The following is a 16,064-nucleotide window of genomic DNA, read 5'->3' as shown; positions in this document are numbered from 1 at the left end:
GGGGTGGCGCCCGCCCGACAAATCAATGATTTAGGTGCCGTTCAGGCCTTGCCGGTGATTACCAAATATTTCTGATACAGTTGCTCGTGCGTCTCCGGATTGGAGGCGTCCAGCGGGATGCAGTCTACCGGACAGACTTGCTGGCACTGTGGTTCGTCATAGTGACCGACACACTGAGTACACAGGTCGGGATTGATTTCGTAGATTTCCTCACCCTGCGAAATGGCGTTGTTCGGGCACTCCGGCTCACAGACATCGCAGTTGATGCATTCGTCAGTAATGATCAAAGACATAGTAATTTCCTCAGGTATTTCACTAGTGAATTCTGGCACCGCCGGCACACCATCGCAAGCCCATGCCGTTATATGTTTATTCGCCATCCCCGGGTGCCAGCAGCGCAAAGCGTACTGCCCCCGCCCTGCCCTCTTTCAGCACCCGCCAGCCGGCAAACTGCTCCGGCCGATCCGATTCCATATATATGCATCCGCCCGCCTTCAGCATGCGGCCAACCCTGGGCAGCAATGCCGGCAACAGGGTCAGCGCATACGGCGGGTCGAGGAAAATCAGGTCGAAACGATCCGAGTTGCGCGCAAGGTAGTCTTCCGCGCTGCCGGAGTGCAACTGCACCTCGACAGCCGCCAGCAATGCTTTGCTGTCGCGCAGGCACTGCAGTGCCGCACGACTTTTCTCGACCAGCACTACCTTGCGCGCTCCACGCGACGCCGCCTCGAAACCCATCGCCCCGCTACCGGCGAACAGGTCGAGACAGTCGGCATTTTCGATGCGATCGGCCAGCCAGTTGAACACCGTTTCCCGCACCCGGTCCGGGGTTGGCCGCAAGCCGTCAACATCCGGGAAAGGCAGCAGGCGCCGGCGATACTTGCCGGCAATGATCCGCACCCTGTTGCGTTGCTGCGCCATGCCCTGTCCTGCCTGTTGCAAAAGAAGGGCGAGATTCTACTGCATTTCCAGCCGCAGAACTTCTGCCGTGAATCAATCTGTTATGCCCTGTCGCGCTTTATACTCAGGTTTGCCCCCAATTCCGCTTTTGCCGGTACAATCCGGCGCTAATCACTTACTTCGACCCAACCATTTCGCATGTTCAGCTTTTTCAAGAAAAAACCCGCTCCCGACACCACTCCGACCCCGCCGTCGCCCCCTGCAGCGGACACCGTCGCCGTGCCAGATGGCAATGTTGAGCCGGCACCGGCCGCAGAAGTGACACCTCCGCCAGCCGCCGCGAAGCCGAGCTGGACCGAACGGCTGAAGTCCGGCCTCGCCAAAACCCGCGACAAGCTGGGCAAGCAGCTGGCCGGCCTGTTCGGCGGCGGCAAGATCGACGACGATCTGTACGAAGAGCTGGAAGCGGTGCTGCTGACGTCGGACATGGGCATGGATGCCACCAGTCACCTGCTGCGCGACGTGCGCGAGCGGGTGTCGCTGAAGGGACTGAAGGACGCCAGCGAGCTGAAAGGCGCACTGAAGGACGCCCTGATCGAGCTGATCCAGCCGCTGGAGCAGCCGCTGCAGATGCACGGCAAGAAGCCATACGTGATCATGCTCGCCGGCGTCAACGGCGCCGGCAAGACCACCTCGATCGGCAAGCTGGCCAAGTACTTCCAGAGCCAGGGCAAGTCGGTGCTGCTCGCCGCCGGCGACACCTTCCGTGCCGCCGCCCGCGAACAGCTGATCGCCTGGGGCGAGCGCAACAACGTCACCGTGATCGCGCAGCAAAGCGGCGATGCCGCCGCCGTCTGCTACGACGCGATGCAGGCCGCCATGGCCCGCGGCATCGACATCGTGATTGCCGACACCGCCGGCCGCCTGCCGACGCAATTGCACCTGATGGAAGAAATCAAGAAGGTGAAGCGCGTGATCCAGAAGGCGATTCCGGATGCCCCGCACGAAGTGGTGCTGGTACTGGACGCCAATATCGGCCAGAACGCGATCAACCAGGTGGTGGCCTTCGATCAGGCGCTGGGCCTCACCGGCCTGATCCTCACCAAGCTGGATGGCACCGCCAAGGGCGGCGTCATCGCCGGCATCGCCAAGCAACATCCGGTGCCGCTGCGCTTCATCGGCGTCGGCGAAGGCATCGACGACCTGCGTCCGTTCTCGACCCGCGACTTTGTCGACGCGCTGTTCGACTGAGCGGCCCGTTCCACTTGCAGTCACAGTACTTGCGGCCAACCTTTAGTGCGGAATGATTGCCGATGATCCGATTTGACCAAGTTACCAAGCGCTACCCCGGCGGACACGAGGCACTGCGCAACCTGTCCTTCACCGTGGAAAGCGGCGAGATGGTGTTCCTCGCCGGTCATTCCGGCGCCGGCAAAAGCACGCTGCTGAAGCTGGTTTCCGGTATCGAGCGCGCCACCAGCGGCAATGTGCTGGTCAACAACCAGAATCTGAGCAAGCTGCGCGCCAGCCAGCTGCCCTATGTACGCCAGCACATCGGCGTGGTGTTCCAGGATCACAAGATCCTGTTCGACCGCACGGTATTCGACAACGTGATGCTGCCGCTGGACATCATCGGTTTCGACCGCCGCGATGCACAGCGCCGCGTGCGGGCGGCCCTGGACAAGGTCGGCCTCGCCGGCAAGGAAAAGGTGATGCCGATCCGCCTGTCCGGCGGCGAGCAGCAGCGGCTGTGCATTGCCCGCGCCGTGGTGCACCGCCCCAGCATCCTGCTGGCGGACGAGCCGTCGGCCAACCTCGACCGCGCCTACGCGCTGGACATCATGGAACTGTTCAAGTCCTTCCACCAGGTCGGCGTCACGGTGCTGATCTCGGCCCACGACGAAACGCTGATGGAAGACTACGGCCGCCGCATCATCCGGCTTCGTGAAGGACAATTCGCCGCATGAAACACTACCTGTACCTGCACGCGCAGAGCGCCCGCAGCGCGCTGCTGAAGATCCTGCGCCAGCCGTTCGGCAACCTGCTCAACCTGCTGATGCTGGCCATCGCGCTGGCGTTGCCGGTGTCGCTGTATCTCGGCGTCAGCAGCCTGCAGCAGTGGACCGCCAAACTGAACACCACGCCGCAGATCACGCTGTTCATGGAGCTGTCCAGCGAACCGGCCGACCTGGCCGCGGTGGAGAGCAGCCTGAAGCACCATCCGCGCGTCGCCGCCTACCGCTTCGTGCACAAGGATGCCGCGCTGAAAGAACTGGAACAGCGCAGCGGCCTGAACGCGATCAGCGAAGGCCTCGGCAGCAATCCGCTGCCGCACGCCTTCATCGTCACCCCGCAGCCGCTGGAGCCGGCGATGCTCGACCTGCTGCAGAAGGAGCTGTCCGGCCTGCCGATGGTGGAACTGGCGCAGTTCGATGCCGCCTGGGCGCGCAAACTGCACGCGATGATCACCCTCGCCGGCCAGCTTGCCTGGCTGCTGGCGGCGGTATTTGCGCTGGCGATGGTACTGATCAACCACAACACCATCCGCATGCAGATCCTGGCGCGGCAGGAAGAGATCGCGGTCTCGAAGCTGATCGGCGCCACCGACAGCTTTATCCGCCGCCCCTTCCTCTATCACGCGGCGTGGCAGGGCGGACTGTCGGCGCTGCTGTGCTGGGGCCTGAGCAGCGGGCTGGCCTACCAGGCCAATCCGGCGCTGGCCGAATTCGCCAGCCTGTACGGCATCGATGCCCAGCTGCGCAGCCTGCAGCCGCTGGAGGTGCTGGCCATGCTGCTGGGCGCCATGCTGCTGAGCATGCTCGGCGCAAGGTTGGCCGCAGACCATCATCTGCGTAAAAACCAGCCGGCCTGACATCGGGCGAGACAATCGGTCTGATTGAAATTTGCCATTGGCAGGAACTCCTGCCGTCTGGCACTCTCATAACCCGAGTGCTAAGATAAGTCGGTCCATCTAGGAGGATTGCGAATACATGTCCACTTTTGCCCTGCCCGTGCTTTCTTCCAACGGCAGCCTGGAACAATACATCCAGACCGTTAACAGCATCCCGATGCTGACCCAGGAAGAGGAGATCGAGCTTGCCACGCGTCATCAGCAACACGAAGACCTGGAAGCGGCAAAACGCCTGGTGATGTCTCACCTGCGCGTGGTGGTATCCATCGCCCGCGGTTACGCCGGTTACGGCCTGCCACAGGCCGACCTGATCCAGGAAGGCAACATCGGCCTGATGAAGGCGGTCAAGCGCTTCGAACCGAACCGCGGCGTGCGCCTGTTCTCGTTCGCGGTGCACTGGATCAAGGCCGAGATGCATGAATTCATCCTGCGCAACTGGCGCCTGGTGCGCATTGCCACCACCAAGCCGCAGCGCAAGCTGTTCTTCAACCTGCGCAGCATGAAGAAGGGCTTTGCCGCACTCAGCGACAGCGAAGCCCGCGCCATCGCCGAAGACCTCGGCGTCAAGCCGGAAGAAGTGCGCGAAATGGAAACGCGCATGAGCGGCCAGGACGTGTCGCTGCTGGCCGACGACAACGACGATGACGCCTATGCCCCGATCGACTGGCTGGCCGATGCCCACAACGAGCCGACCGTGACGCTGGAGCGCCGCGCGGTGGACCGCCTGCAGAGCGAAGGCCTGCTGGAGGCACTGTCGACACTGGACCCGCGCAGCCGCCGCATCATCGAGGCGCGCTGGCTGGCCGACGACAGCGGCGCCACGCTGCACGATCTTGCCGCCGAGTTCGGCGTTTCCGCCGAGCGCATCCGCCAGATCGAGGCCAAGGCGTTGGGCAAGATGAAGACCGCACTGCACAGCGGTGTGGTCATCGACGGCTGAGCCACACGTCCCCGCCTGACACAAAAAATCCCTGCCATGAGCAGGGATTTTTCATTGCCGCCAGCAACGCTTCACGGCTTAAGCATTGCCGCCTCCACCTGTTGCCGCAGAGGCTGCCACGCCGGTTCTTCCGGCGACAGCGCGCGCAGGAAAAACGGCGCGTAGGTCGGGAACGAGGCCAGCGCCAGCCGCATGGTGTAGGCGGCTTCCTGCGGTCGCCCTTCCAGCGCCAGGAATTGTGCCTCCTTGCGCAGCACATCCGGATACGGCCGCATCTGCGCCAGCAGCGCGATCCACTGCCGCTGCACTGGCGGGGTGTCGCGCCCCGGCTTCACCACATCGTCCAGCAGCCCCAGCGCGTGGAAGGCGAACAGCGGCTCCTGGCGCATGATCTGCTGCAGCCGCTGCTGTTGCTGCGCGCTGCGCGGGTTGTACAGGCCCTGCATCTCGACGTAGCGATAGCTGCCATACCCCGCCAGCAGCAGCATCAGCAGCGCGCCGTACTGTACCGGCCGGAACGGACGACGCTTGCCCCCTTCCGCCACCGGCGCCAGCGCCAGCAGCATCACCAGTACCGCCGGGAAATACAGATACCACAGCGGGTACTCCAGCATGCTGTGCAACAGCGAGATGGCCAGCATGGCCAGCGGCAGCAGATGCACCGCCCGCGCCTGCCGGCCGCACCACGGCAGCAGCACCCAGAGCAGCCCCAGCAGCACCGCCAGGGTGCCGATCAGGCCGACCTCGGCCAGCAGCTGGAACACCAGATTGTGGGCATTGCTGAACAGGCCGCTGTTGACACCGCTATCGACAAACTGTGGCAGCAGCTGCAGCCGCACACTGTGGTACGCGTACTGCGACCAGCCTGCACCGAACCACGGCGCCTCGCGGAACACCAGCCACGCCTTGCCCCACTCCGCCAGCCGGCGCGCGCCCATGCCATCAGGGTTGGCCGCCAGCCGCTCGACCCCGCTGGCCACCAGCTCGCCATGCAGCAGCGGCCGCAGCAGCCACTCACCCAGCGGCAACGCGAACTGCATCAGCAGCAGCAGGCCGGCCGCCAGCAGCAGCCACTGCATCAGACGCTTGCTGGCCTCGTCGCGCACGTGCCAGTACCAGAGCGGCGCCAACAGCAGCAAGGCCGCCGCGTACAGCAACACGGTGCGGGAGCCGGCAAAGGCGATCGACAGCGCCAGCCACAGCAGCACCGCGACGGCCACGCCGCGCGACAGCACCCGCACCGCCGCCAGCCAGCTGACTGCCACCAGTCCCCAGCTCAGATAGTGTGCATACTGGTTGCGCTGCCCGATGTGGCCGAAAATATTGGAAGTCGGATGCGCACCATCGTAGAACAGCACGCCGCCCAGCAGCGGCGCCAGCCCGGTGAGCTGCGCCAGCCCGATCAACGACTGCAGCAGGGCACCGACCAGCAAGCTCTTGGCCAGCACCGTCATCACCGTTTCGGCGTCGCTCAGCGCCTGCCAGCGCGCCACCGCCAGCGCCAGCAGCGCCAGCGCGAGAAAGGCCAGCGCCGTTGCCGCATTGAGGCCGGGAAACAACAGCTCGACAAGCCATGGCTGGCTCAGCCACAGCAGTGCCAGCAGCGCCAGCCACGGCACCACCCGCGGCAGTGGCAGGCTGCCGTGCGGCAGGCACAGGCAGGCCAGCGCAGCGAGCACCACGGCCGTGATTTCCCCCCACCACTGAGGCAGCGGCAAGTAGTGGAATGGCGACAGGAAGGGCAGCACGGTCACCGCCGCCAGCAGCAATGCGGCCAACCTTGGCCGCGCAAGAGAAGCAAACATCATCAATCCGCGTTTCGGCAAAGGCGGAAGCATACCGCACCGCCGCTTTGGCTGTCAGATCGGGAGCCTCAGCCCCCTGACGCAGCCAGCACGCTGGACGCCGCCGAAGCGGCGCCGCCGTTGCGACTGGCCTGCAATGCCGCATTGGCGATCGCCTGCAGCGGCAGCAGCTCCGGATCGCGGCGCGACATCAGCTCGGCGGCAAAACCCGGCGTATAGGCCGGATAGGCGGCGATGGCAAAACGCAGCGCCTGCTCGGCGGCGACGCGATCACCATCCAGCGCCCGCAGGATCGCGACATTGATCAGCATGCCGGCATGAGGCCGGTATGCTGTCAGCCGCTCGAACAGCGCGCGCTTCTCCTTGAGCTGGCGCTTGTCCACGATCAGGTAATTGGCCAGCACCATGTCGGCCTCGTAGGTCCACAGCGGGTTGCGTGCGATATGCCAGATTTCCTCGGCGCGCATCACGTTTAGCTGCGCATTGGGGCCCGGCACGATCCAGCGCACCAGCTTGCCGTAAGCCTGCAAACCCGCCACCGACTGCCACAGCAGCAGTGCGCAAAAGCCCCACATCAGCACATTGCGCATCGAAGGGCGGATCGCCAGCGTGTAGCGGCGCGCCGGCGACAGCCCCAGCAGCACCGCGAACAGACCGAGAAAGCTCATATACCACAGCGGATACTCGACCATGCTGTGCAGCAGCAGCACCATCGCCAGCAGTACCACCAGCAAGGAGTGGGCGGTAGCCTGCTCCTTGCGGAAAAACGGCAGGAATGCCCAGCACAGGCCGATCACCACCACCGCGGTGCCAAGCAGCCCCGTCTCCGCCAGCAACTGCAGGATCAGGTTATGGCTATGCGTAAACAGCCAGCTCTCCGACCACTGCCCGGCAAAGCCCATCGCCACTTCCAGCCGTACGCTTTGTGCCGCATAGCCACCCAGCCCGACACCAAACAAGGGGTGATCCTGGAATACCTGCCACGCCTTCTGCCACTCCACCCAGCGCCGGGCGCCGAAACCGCCGGCCAGCATGCGGTCGACACCGGAGCCGATATTGCCCAGCGGCAGGCCGAGCCAGGACAGCAGCGCGACCAGCTCCTTGTTGAACAGCTGGCAGAACACCAGCCAACACGTTGCCAGCGCCAGGGCCAAGGCCAAGCGCCCCGTTTCCCCCTGGCGGCCGCTACGCAAGTAGAAAAGCCAAGCCAGTACCATGGCAGCGCCGGCATAACCGATCGCCAGCCGCGAGCCAGACCAGCTGATGAGCAAACCGAAAACCAGCACCAGCGGCAGCAATAACCAGCCGCGCAGCTTGCCGACGGCAAACAGATAGCAAGCGGCGAACAGAGACAGGGTCAGGTAGTTGGCAAAATGGTTACGCTGCGCGATCTGACCGAACAGATTAGCCGGATTGCTCCTGTCGTAGAAAAGCCACGGCCACTGCAACAGCAGCACCCACTGCGTCACCTGCAGCACGCCGACCAGCGCCTGTATCACCCCTCCCAGTAACAGCCCCCAGGCCAGCGTCGTCAGCACCAACTGTGGCGGATAGCGGGAAACGGTATGGGCCAGCGCCAGGCACAGCAGCAGGCCCATGCTGGCCGCCAGACCCTGCCCGGGATAGGGCGAAGCCAGCGCAGTGGCCATGGTCAGCAGCGGCAGCAGCGACATGAGCAGCAAGGCACCGTTCGCCTCCAGATAGCGGCTTTTTGCCGACCGCAGCAGCAACAGCAGCGTCGCCAGCAATACCGCCCACACGCCGCTGACATAGTCGCCAGAGGGCTGGTAACGTATCCAGCAGAGGAAAGGAACGGTAACCAGCAAGAACAGTACGGCCAGCGCAGCGCGCTCCATGGTGATGATTCTTGTCATTCTGCATCCGGAAACAAAAAGCCCTTGCAGAGCAAGGGCCGGGTGAAGCGTAAAGCCGCTTTTATTTACTGGCAAGATTTCGGCAGCAAATCAGCCGGTACAGTACCACTAGCGGCAAAGCAGTCCCACCGAATCGAATGCGAGGTACTGGAGTAATTCGGAGTAATCTGAATTTTCTTAGCCGTCCCCGATGACAGGTCAGCATGGGCAGGCGCATGGAACGTTGCCGTCATAGTGCACGAAGCACCCTCCGCCACTGCTACGTCGACATACTTGCCACTTGCCACCATAGCGGTGCAAGTTCCCGCTTCACCCAGGGCTTCCGCCACCTTCACCTTCATGCCGTCCGCCAGCGAGAACGCTTCCGAAACCTGCGCGCGCTTGGTGTAGTTGGAGTAGGCCGGGATTGCGATCGCGGCCAGAATGCCGATGATCGCGACCACGATCATCAGTTCGATCAGGGTAAAACCTTGCTGTACACGTTTCATGTGTAGCGCTCCTGTTTTTTGAAAATGAAAAACGACCACCGCCGATGAAACCATGATGCGGTCAGTTGCGGCGAGGATACTCGAAAACCGGTCCACGCCGCCCGATTCCGGGCGATAACAGAGCAAGATCAGCGCCAGGCCGGGCCCGGACGGCAACGGCAAGTGCATAAAGGCCGTCGTGGCAGGCTTTTTGCGCCCGGCACCGTCAATACAGCCGCCGCCGGCGGCGCAAAATCGGCAAGCGACTGACAATTTTCGTCACTCTTGTACCGTGCGGCGCCATGTTACGATGCCCGCCTTGTCCTCCGGAGGCCCCACCATGCATGACTCGCAAGCTCAACACTGGCTGGCACGCAGCCGCGCCGCGGTGTGGCACCCCTGCACCCAGATGAAGCGCCACGAAACCCTGCCCATCATTCCGATTGCCCGCGCCGACGGTATCTGGCTAGAGGATTTCGACGGCAAGCGCTACATCGACGGCGTCAGCTCGTGGTGGGTGAACCTGTTCGGCCACAACCAGCCGCGCATCAAGCAGGCGCTGAAGGAGCAGCTCGACACCCTGGAGCACGTGATCCTCGCCGGCTTCACCCACCAGCCGGTGGTGGAACTGTCGGAAAGGTTGGCCGCACTCACCGGACTCGGTCACGCCTTCTATGGTTCCGATGGCGCCAGCGCCACCGAGATTGCGCTGAAGATGAGCTTCCACTACTGGCGCAACCACGGCCAGACCCAGAAGACCCGCTTCCTCAGCCTGGAGCACAGCTATCACGGCGAAACCGTCGGTGCGCTGGCAGTGACCGACGTGCCGCTGTTCTCCGACACCTACGCGCCGCTGCTGCAGCACAACCTGCGCGCGCCCAGCCCCGATGCCCGTCTCGCCGCGCCGGGAGAGACGGCTGCCGACGTCGCACGCCGCGCCGCTAGCGCGCTGGAAACCCTGCTGCAACAGCACGGCCATGAGCTGGCCGCCTTCATCATCGAGCCGCTGGTACAGGGCGCCGCCGGCATGGTGATGTACGACCCGCTGTATCTGGCCGAGGCACGCCGGCTGTGCGACCGGTACCAAGTGCACCTGATCGCCGACGAGATCGCGGTCGGCTTCGGCCGTACCGGCACGCTGTTCGCCTGCGAACAGGCGGCGATCCGCGCCGATTTCCTGTGTCTGTCGAAAGGCATCACCGGCGGCTACCTGCCGCTGTCCTGCGTGCTGACCACCGACGACATCTACGCCGCGTTCTACGACGACGACGTCAGCCGCGGCTTTTTGCACTCGCACAGCTACACCGGCAACGCGCTGGCCTGCCGCGCGGCACTGACCGTGCTCGATATCTTCGAGGACGAACAGGTGATTGCGGCCAACCTTGCCACCGCCGCGCTGTTCAGCCACCACCTGGCGGAGATCGCCGCCCATCCAGCGGTGCGTCACTTCCGCCAGCGCGGCATGATCTGGGCGTTCGACGTCGACTGCCAGCGCGCCGACTTCGGCCCCGCCTTCTTCAGCCTGATGCTGCAGCAGGGCTGCCTGGTGCGCCCGATCGGCAAGACGGTGTATTTCATGCCGCCCTACATCATCGAGGAAAGCCACATGCGGCAGCTGGCCAACGCCACGCTGTCGGCGCTGACGCAACTGCTGGCCGGCGACCGGCCGTCATCGTCGCCGGAAGCCGCGCTGCCGTAGGCCGTGACGCACTGCGGCATGGCGGCGGAATCGGGTAAACTGACGGCTTTGCTTCTGACGGGATTCGGCGACATGCAATCGGTGATTCACAGCGCCACGCGCATCGTGGTGAAAGTAGGCTCCAGCCTGGTGACCAATGACGGCAAAGGCCTGGACATGAGCGCGCTGGCGCGCTGGGCCGCCGAAATCGCCGACCTGAAACGCCGCGGCAAGGAAGTGGTGCTGGTTTCCAGCGGCGCCATCGCCGAAGGCTGCCAGCGCCTGGGCTGGGCCAAGCGGCCGAAGGCGGTGCACGAGCTGCAGGCCGCCGCCGCCGTCGGCCAGATGGGGCTGTGCCAGGCCTACGAGAGCGCCTTCCGCGAGCACGGCCTGAAAACCGCGCAGGTGCTGCTCACCCACGAAGACCTGTCCGACCGCCTGCGCTACCTCAACGCCCGCACCACGCTGTCGACGCTGCTGGCGCTGAACGTGGTGCCCATCATCAACGAAAACGACACCGTGGTCACCGACGAGATCCGCTTCGGCGACAACGACACCCTCGGCGCGCTGGTGACCAACCTGATCGAAGCCGACAGCCTGGTGATCCTCACCGACCAGCAGGGCCTGTACACCGCCGACCCGCGCAAGCACCCCGACGCCGTCTTCGTGCACGAGGCCGAGGCCGGCGACAGCAAACTGGAAGAGATGGCCGGCGGCGCCGGCTCCAGCGTCGGCACCGGCGGCATGTACACCAAGATCATCGCCGCCAAGCGCGCCGCGCGCAGCGGCGCCGCCACCGTGATCGCCTGCGGCCGCGAGGCCAACGTGCTGTCGCGGCTGGCCGACGGCGAGGCGATCGGCACCCAGCTGGGTGCGCCGACCACCCGGTTGGCCGCACGCAAGCAGTGGCTGGCCGATCACCTGCAGCTGTCCGGCAAGGTCGTGCTCGACGCCGGCGCCGCGCTGGCGGTGCGCGAAAAAGGCACCAGCCTGCTGCCGATCGGCGTCATCGCGGTGGAAGGCAGCTTCCTGCGCGGCGACGCGGTGGTCTGCGTCGACGAGCAGCACGTTGAGGTGGCGCGCGGACTGGTCAACTACAGCTCGGAAGAGGCGCGGCTGATCATGCGCAAGGCCACCCGCGACATCGAGGGCGTGCTCGGCTACCTGATCGAGCCGGAGCTGATCCACCGCGACAACATGGTCGCGCTGTGACAGGGCGCGCTGCAACAGGCAGCGCACACAAGACAACAGGGCTGCCGCGGCAGCCCTGTTTGCATGATGGCCTGAACGGCCCGGCGTGGCGCTTACTCCGGCGTCTTGCCGCCGCGCTCACTGTTGCGGGCCTCCACCGCGCGCATGATCACGTAGGCGACCATGGTGCACAGGAAGAACAGCAGCATCACCCATGCGATCTGCGACAGGGTGTCGATCACGGTGCGGTAGATCTGGATGGTCCAGCGCACGCCGTTCAGCTCCAGCGCCGATTCGCGGCCGTTGGGCACGAACTTCTCCAGATCCCAGATGCGCACGCCGCCGGACACGCCGACCACCACGATGGCGAAGCTCATGTACTTGCGCCAGGCCTCGGCCAGATCATCGCCGACGATGCGCGACAGGATTTTCCTGACTGCCTCGTTGAAAAAACGGACCACCAGTATCGAGGTCACCAGGGCGACCGCCAGTGTCACCAGCAAAATGGCGTAAAACATGCCTGCATACTCCCTGAGCAATCATGAGCAAATAAAACATCCGGCGCGCATTGTACGCCGCGCATTCAGCCTTGCGCGGCCGCCGGCAGCAAGGCAGCGAAACGCTGCAATAAAGCCGCCGCCTGTGGTGTCGCCGCAACATTCTGCTACACGTCGAGCACCGGCCAGCGGTCGCCACCGGCACCCGGCCCGGCGCGCAAGCCGGCATCGACGCAGCCGGTGCGGATAATCCGCTTTTTCTGCATCGTATTCGCTCGTGAACCGGTACCGCCGCCGCTTACTCCCGGACCGGCAGCCCGAAATGGGTATAGGCCAGTGCGGTGGCCATCCGTCCGCGCGGCGTGCGCTGCAGATAGCCCTGCTGGATCAGGAACGGTTCGATCACGTCCTCGATGGTGTCGGTCGATTCGCCGATGGCGGCACCGACGTTGTCCAGCCCCACCGGGCCGCCACCGAACTTGTCCAGGATGGCCTGCAGCAGTTTGCGGTCCATCACGTCCAGGCCGGCCGGATCGACGTCCAGCATCGCCAGTGCCGCGTCGGCCACCGCCGCCGTCACCGTGCCGTCGGCACGCACCTCGGCGTAGTCGCGCACGCGGCGCAGCAGGCGGTTGGCGATGCGCGGCGTGCCGCGCGAGCGGCGGGCGACCTCGAACGCGCCGTCGTCGGCCAGCGGCACGTTCAGCAGGCCGGCGGAGCGCACCACGATGCGCTGCAGCTCCTCCGGCGTGTAGAACTCCAGCCGCGCGACGATGCCGAAACGGTCGCGCAGCGGGTTGGTCAGCATGCCGGCACGGGTGGTGGCGCCGACCAGCGTGAACGGCGGCAGGTCGATCTTCACCGAGCGCGCCGCCGGCCCCTCGCCGATCATGATGTCGATCTGGTAGTCCTCCAGCGCCGGATACAGGATCTCCTCCACCACCGGGCTCAGACGGTGGATCTCGTCGATGAACAGCACGTCGTGCGGTTCGAGGTTGGTGAGCAAGGCCGCCAGGTCGCCGGCGCGCTCCAGCACCGGGCCGGAGGTCTGGCGCAGGTTCACCCCCATCTCGCGCGCCACGATGTGCGCCAGCGTGGTCTTGCCGAGGCCCGGCGGGCCGAACAGCAGCACGTGATCCAGCGCCTCGCCGCGTTTTTTGGCCGCCTCGATGAAGATTTCCAGCTGCTCGCGCGCCTTTTTCTGGCCGACGTACTCGTCCAGCTGCTTGGGCCGCAGCGCGCGCTCCAGCGCCTCTTCCTGCTGCGACAGGCTTTGCTGGGTGACGATGCGGCGCTCCGGCGCGCCGCCTGTCAGGTTGTCGGTCTGGATCATGTCGCTATCACTCGGAATCAATCGCCCGATGTTACCACTGCTGCGCACGGCACCCGCCACGGATGCACCGGCAATCGTTTGCGGCCAACGTTGGCCGCAAACAAAAACCGCAGCGCCTACTCCATACAATGAGCACGCTGCGGTTTTTTCCGATTCGCACCGGTGTGCGCCGGCAAGCGCCCTACTTGCTGGCCTTGCGGCCGCCGCCGTTGCCCGGTTTGAGGCGGATCGACACCCCGCCGCGGCCGCCGCTGGCCTTGTGCACCTCGAACCAGCCGGATTTCAACACCAGCTCGGACAGCTTGGCAAAGCCGTAATTGCGCGGGTCGAAGTCCGGCATCCACTGGCCGAGCAGGCTGCCGACGCCGCCGAGGTCGGCCCAGCCCTCGTCGTCGTCCATGCTCTCGATGCCTTTCTGGAACTGGGCGCGCAGCTTCTTGTCCAGCGGCCGCAGCACCCGTGCCGCCGGCGCCGGCTTGCCGCCACCACGCGCGCCGTCGCCCTCCCTGGCCGCGCCCTCCTCCGCCTTGGCCTCGCCGCTCAGCGCCAGCACTTCCACGTACACGAACTTGCTGCAGGCGTTGACGAAGGCGGCCGGCGTCTTCTCCTCGCCGAAGCCCCACACCTCCAGCCCGTCCTCGCGCAGCCGCGTCGCCAGCCGTGAGAAATCGCTGTCACTGGAGACCAGGCAGAAGCTGTGATAGCGGCCGGAGTGCAGCATGTCCATCGCGTCGATCACCAGCGTGATGTCGGACGCGTTCTTGCCCTTGGTGTTCGGGAACTGCTGGATCGGGTGGATGGCGAAGCGCGCGCACAGGTCGCGCCACGCCTTGTCGTGACGGCTGAAGTCGCCGTACACGCGTTTCAGCGCCAGCACGCCCAGCTTGCCGGCTTCTTCCAGTACGTCCTCGATCCAGCCCGGCGACACGTTGTCCGCGTCGATCAGTACCGCTACGTTGGCCATTGTTTTCCCCTTGTTGACGATGCGGCGGCGCGCTCAGCGGCCGCCGGCGACATCGATGAAACTGCCGGTGGTGAACGGGGCGGCGTCGGACAGCAGCCACAGGATCGCCGCCGCCAGCCGCGTGGTGGCGGCGCCGATGCCGCGGCTGGCGGCGGTGACCAGCAGTACCTTGTCCATGCCTTAGCCTTTCATCAGGTTTTTCAACGCCAGCCGTACGCCGTCGCTGACGGTCACGTCCGCCGGCAAGCCCTTGGTGGCGGCGGCGGCCTCTTTTTCGTTGTAGCCCAGCGCCAGCAGCGCGCCCATGATGTCGCTCTTCTCGTCCGGCGTGGCGGCGAACGGCAGGCCACCCGGCACGGTGAGGTTGCCGCCGGTGGCCAGCTTGCCGCGCAGCTCCAGCACCAGGCGCTCGGCGGTTTTCTTGCCGATGCCGGGCACGCTCGACAGGCGCTTGATGTCCTCGCTGGCCACCGCGATGGCCAGCTCGTCGGCGGTCATGCCGGACAGGATGGCCAGCGCGATCTTGGCACCGACGCCGGTGATCTTGATCAGCTGGCGGAAGGTCTCGCGCTCGTCGCGGCTGCCGAAGCCGTACAGCAGGTGGGCGTCCTCGCGCACCACCAGATGGGTGAACAGCGTGGTCTTCTGCCCCAGCGCCGGCAGCTGGTAGAAGGTGGTCATGGTTACGTCCACGTCGTAGCCGACGCCGTTCACGTCGACGGTGATTTGCGGTGGCAGTTTTTCGAGCAGGGTGCCGGTGAGTCGTCCGATCATTTCGGGGCTTTCAAAAGGTTGGCCGCAGCGCGGCGCTTAACAGGACAGGATGACGGCCAGCGCCGGCGGATGAAGGTTGGCCGCGGTGATGGTCTGGATGATGGCGGGGCGCAGCTGCGCCGCTTGCGCGGCATTGTGCCACAGCGCCGCCGCGTGCCGCGTCAGAAGCGCCAGCCGCCATGGGCACCGACCACGCCGGCCAGCAGTGCGCTCAGCGTCAGCGCCAGCAGGCCGACGTGCAGCCACTGCAACAGGCGCATGGTGCCGGCCGGGTCGCGCTGCGCGCGCCGCTTCAGCCAGCGGTGGATGAAGAAGGGCTCCAGCACGAACAGCATCAGCAGGAAGGGCAGCCACGCCGCCAGCATCAGCTGCAGCCAGCCGGTGTCCAGCAGCCGCGCCCAGCCATCGCTGGCGTGCAGCATCCACGCGCCGCTGGCCAGCGCCAGCAGCACCCACAGCCGCGCCTGCGCGCCGAAGCGGTGCTCGACGTCCTCGAACATCGCGTACTGCTGCTCGGGGGCGAAACGGCGGCGGATCGCCGGAATCAACACCGTGGTGACGAAAGCGACCCCGCCGACCCACATCACGATCGCCAGCACGTGCAGCGCGCGGGCGATGGCATAGTCATTCCACATCGCAGGCTCCAGACAGAAAGGTTGGCCGCAGTGTGCCACGCGCCGGGGCGGCCGGCCTTGGGCGCGGACAAGAAAGCGATGACCGGTATCGCCGG

At 65.3% G+C, this 16,064-nt stretch carries 17 protein-coding genes; 6 read left to right on the top strand and 11 right to left on the bottom strand.

Going from position 1 to position 16,064, the window contains the following annotated elements:
* Positions 1-41: 41 nt before the first annotated feature.
* Both IE083_RS12110 and rsmD read right to left on the bottom strand, forming a co-directional pair.
* Positions 42-293: a YfhL family 4Fe-4S dicluster ferredoxin gene (locus tag IE083_RS12110; RefSeq protein WP_189353888.1), complete on the bottom strand. Its 252-nt coding sequence runs from the start codon at positions 291-293 to the stop codon at positions 42-44.
* A gap of 76 nt (positions 294-369) precedes the next feature.
* On the bottom strand, positions 370-921 hold the full coding sequence (rsmD, locus tag IE083_RS12105) for a 16S rRNA (guanine(966)-N(2))-methyltransferase RsmD (RefSeq protein ID WP_189353887.1): 552 nt from the start codon (positions 919-921) through the stop codon (positions 370-372).
* Positions 922-1,098: 177 nt separating this feature from the next.
* On the opposite strand from rsmD, the gene ftsY reads away from it, so the two are divergent.
* The 4 genes from ftsY to rpoH all read left to right on the top strand — a co-directional run bounded on the left by ftsY (position 1,099) and on the right by rpoH (position 4,751).
* On the top strand, positions 1,099-2,151 hold the full coding sequence (gene ftsY / locus IE083_RS12100; RefSeq protein WP_189353884.1) for a signal recognition particle-docking protein FtsY: 1,053 nt from the start codon (positions 1,099-1,101) through the stop codon (positions 2,149-2,151).
* Between the two features lie 62 nt (positions 2,152-2,213).
* Positions 2,214-2,867 carry a cell division ATP-binding protein FtsE gene (gene ftsE / locus IE083_RS12095; RefSeq protein WP_120812561.1) on the top strand — a complete coding sequence of 218 codons (654 nt, stop codon included), beginning with the start codon at positions 2,214-2,216 and terminating at the stop codon, positions 2,865-2,867.
* On the top strand, positions 2,864-3,772 hold the full coding sequence (ftsX, locus tag IE083_RS12090; RefSeq protein WP_189353883.1) for a permease-like cell division protein FtsX: 909 nt from the start codon (positions 2,864-2,866) through the stop codon (positions 3,770-3,772). Before ftsE ends, ftsX begins: the two co-directional genes overlap by 4 nt.
* Positions 3,773-3,890: 118 nt before the next feature.
* Positions 3,891-4,751, top strand: a complete 861-nt coding sequence (gene rpoH, locus IE083_RS12085; protein WP_189353881.1) for an RNA polymerase sigma factor RpoH — start codon at positions 3,891-3,893, stop codon at positions 4,749-4,751.
* A gap of 71 nt (positions 4,752-4,822) precedes the next feature.
* Here the strand turns inward: rpoH and IE083_RS12080 are convergent, their stop codons facing one another.
* From IE083_RS12080 to IE083_RS16015, 3 genes are all read right to left on the bottom strand, one after another.
* Positions 4,823-6,559, bottom strand: a complete 1,737-nt coding sequence (locus IE083_RS12080) for a PglL family O-oligosaccharyltransferase (RefSeq protein ID WP_229799736.1) — start codon at positions 6,557-6,559, stop codon at positions 4,823-4,825.
* A 65-nt stretch (positions 6,560-6,624) separates the two neighbouring features.
* Positions 6,625-8,430 (bottom strand): PglL family O-oligosaccharyltransferase, encoded by a 1,806-nt coding sequence (locus IE083_RS12075; protein WP_189353879.1) that lies wholly within the window; start codon positions 8,428-8,430, stop codon positions 6,625-6,627.
* Between the two features lie 65 nt (positions 8,431-8,495).
* Positions 8,496-9,170 carry a pilin gene (locus tag IE083_RS16015; RefSeq protein WP_308426744.1) on the bottom strand — a complete coding sequence of 225 codons (675 nt, stop codon included), beginning with the start codon at positions 9,168-9,170 and terminating at the stop codon, positions 8,496-8,498.
* Between the two features lie 67 nt (positions 9,171-9,237).
* Between IE083_RS16015 and IE083_RS12065 the strand changes: the two genes are divergently transcribed.
* Both IE083_RS12065 and proB read left to right on the top strand, forming a co-directional pair.
* Positions 9,238-10,596, top strand: coding sequence for an adenosylmethionine--8-amino-7-oxononanoate transaminase (locus IE083_RS12065; protein ID WP_189353877.1), 1,359 nt, complete (start codon positions 9,238-9,240; stop codon positions 10,594-10,596).
* A gap of 72 nt (positions 10,597-10,668) precedes the next feature.
* On the top strand, positions 10,669-11,787 hold the full coding sequence (gene proB / locus IE083_RS12060; protein ID WP_189353876.1) for a glutamate 5-kinase: 1,119 nt from the start codon (positions 10,669-10,671) through the stop codon (positions 11,785-11,787).
* 92 nt (positions 11,788-11,879) lie between these two features.
* Here proB and IE083_RS12055 read toward each other — a convergent pair whose 3' ends face one another.
* The 6 genes from IE083_RS12055 to IE083_RS12030 form a co-directional block, all read right to left on the bottom strand.
* On the bottom strand, positions 11,880-12,284 hold the full coding sequence (locus tag IE083_RS12055) for a hypothetical protein (protein ID WP_189353874.1): 405 nt from the start codon (positions 12,282-12,284) through the stop codon (positions 11,880-11,882).
* A 277-nt stretch (positions 12,285-12,561) separates the two neighbouring features.
* A complete protein-coding gene (ruvB, locus tag IE083_RS12050; RefSeq protein ID WP_189353872.1) occupies positions 12,562-13,596 on the bottom strand; it encodes a Holliday junction branch migration DNA helicase RuvB in 1,035 nt (344 codons plus the stop codon).
* A 181-nt stretch (positions 13,597-13,777) separates the two neighbouring features.
* Positions 13,778-14,560, bottom strand: coding sequence for an NYN domain-containing protein (locus IE083_RS12045; RefSeq protein ID WP_189353871.1), 783 nt, complete (start codon positions 14,558-14,560; stop codon positions 13,778-13,780).
* Positions 14,561-14,593: 33 nt separating this feature from the next.
* The gene (locus tag IE083_RS15850) at positions 14,594-14,737 is read right to left on the bottom strand and encodes a hypothetical protein (protein ID WP_229799735.1); all 144 of its coding nucleotides are present in this window, start codon (positions 14,735-14,737) and stop codon (positions 14,594-14,596) included.
* Between the two features lie 3 nt (positions 14,738-14,740).
* Positions 14,741-15,334: a Holliday junction branch migration protein RuvA gene (ruvA, locus tag IE083_RS12035; protein WP_189353869.1), complete on the bottom strand. Its 594-nt coding sequence runs from the start codon at positions 15,332-15,334 to the stop codon at positions 14,741-14,743.
* Positions 15,335-15,495: 161 nt separating this feature from the next.
* Complete coding sequence (locus IE083_RS12030) at positions 15,496-15,969, bottom strand: hypothetical protein (protein ID WP_189353867.1); 474 nt, start codon at positions 15,967-15,969, stop codon at positions 15,496-15,498.
* Positions 15,970-16,064: the final 95 nt, after the last annotated feature.

The organism is Vogesella fluminis (assembly GCF_014652335.1).
Taxonomy (GTDB): Bacteria; Pseudomonadota; Gammaproteobacteria; order Burkholderiales; family Chromobacteriaceae; genus Vogesella; species Vogesella fluminis.
Note: the sequence above shows the minus strand (reverse complement) of the source record. Positions and strands in the feature narration are given on the sequence as shown.

Coding starts and splice junctions, on each gene's coding strand:
- IE083_RS12110 (WP_189353888.1), bottom strand. CDS start 293: ATGTCTTTGATCATTACTGACGAATGCATCAACTGCGATGTCTGTGAG.
- rsmD (WP_189353887.1), bottom strand. CDS start 921: ATGGCGCAGCAACGCAACAGGGTGCGGATCATTGCCGGCAAGTATCGC.
- ftsY (WP_189353884.1), top strand. CDS start 1,099: ATGTTCAGCTTTTTCAAGAAAAAACCCGCTCCCGACACCACTCCGACC.
- ftsE (WP_120812561.1), top strand. CDS start 2,214: ATGATCCGATTTGACCAAGTTACCAAGCGCTACCCCGGCGGACACGAG.
- ftsX (WP_189353883.1), top strand. CDS start 2,864: ATGAAACACTACCTGTACCTGCACGCGCAGAGCGCCCGCAGCGCGCTG.
- rpoH (WP_189353881.1), top strand. CDS start 3,891: ATGTCCACTTTTGCCCTGCCCGTGCTTTCTTCCAACGGCAGCCTGGAA.
- IE083_RS12080 (WP_229799736.1), bottom strand. CDS start 6,559: ATGATGTTTGCTTCTCTTGCGCGGCCAAGGTTGGCCGCATTGCTGCTG.
- IE083_RS12075 (WP_189353879.1), bottom strand. CDS start 8,430: ATGACAAGAATCATCACCATGGAGCGCGCTGCGCTGGCCGTACTGTTC.
- IE083_RS12065 (WP_189353877.1), top strand. CDS start 9,238: ATGCATGACTCGCAAGCTCAACACTGGCTGGCACGCAGCCGCGCCGCG.
- proB (WP_189353876.1), top strand. CDS start 10,669: ATGCAATCGGTGATTCACAGCGCCACGCGCATCGTGGTGAAAGTAGGC.
- IE083_RS12055 (WP_189353874.1), bottom strand. CDS start 12,284: ATGTTTTACGCCATTTTGCTGGTGACACTGGCGGTCGCCCTGGTGACC.
- ruvB (WP_189353872.1), bottom strand. CDS start 13,596: ATGATCCAGACCGACAACCTGACAGGCGGCGCGCCGGAGCGCCGCATC.
- IE083_RS12045 (WP_189353871.1), bottom strand. CDS start 14,560: ATGGCCAACGTAGCGGTACTGATCGACGCGGACAACGTGTCGCCGGGC.
- IE083_RS15850 (WP_229799735.1), bottom strand. CDS start 14,737: ATGGACAAGGTACTGCTGGTCACCGCCGCCAGCCGCGGCATCGGCGCC.
- ruvA (WP_189353869.1), bottom strand. CDS start 15,334: ATGATCGGACGACTCACCGGCACCCTGCTCGAAAAACTGCCACCGCAA.
- IE083_RS12030 (WP_189353867.1), bottom strand. CDS start 15,969: ATGTGGAATGACTATGCCATCGCCCGCGCGCTGCACGTGCTGGCGATC.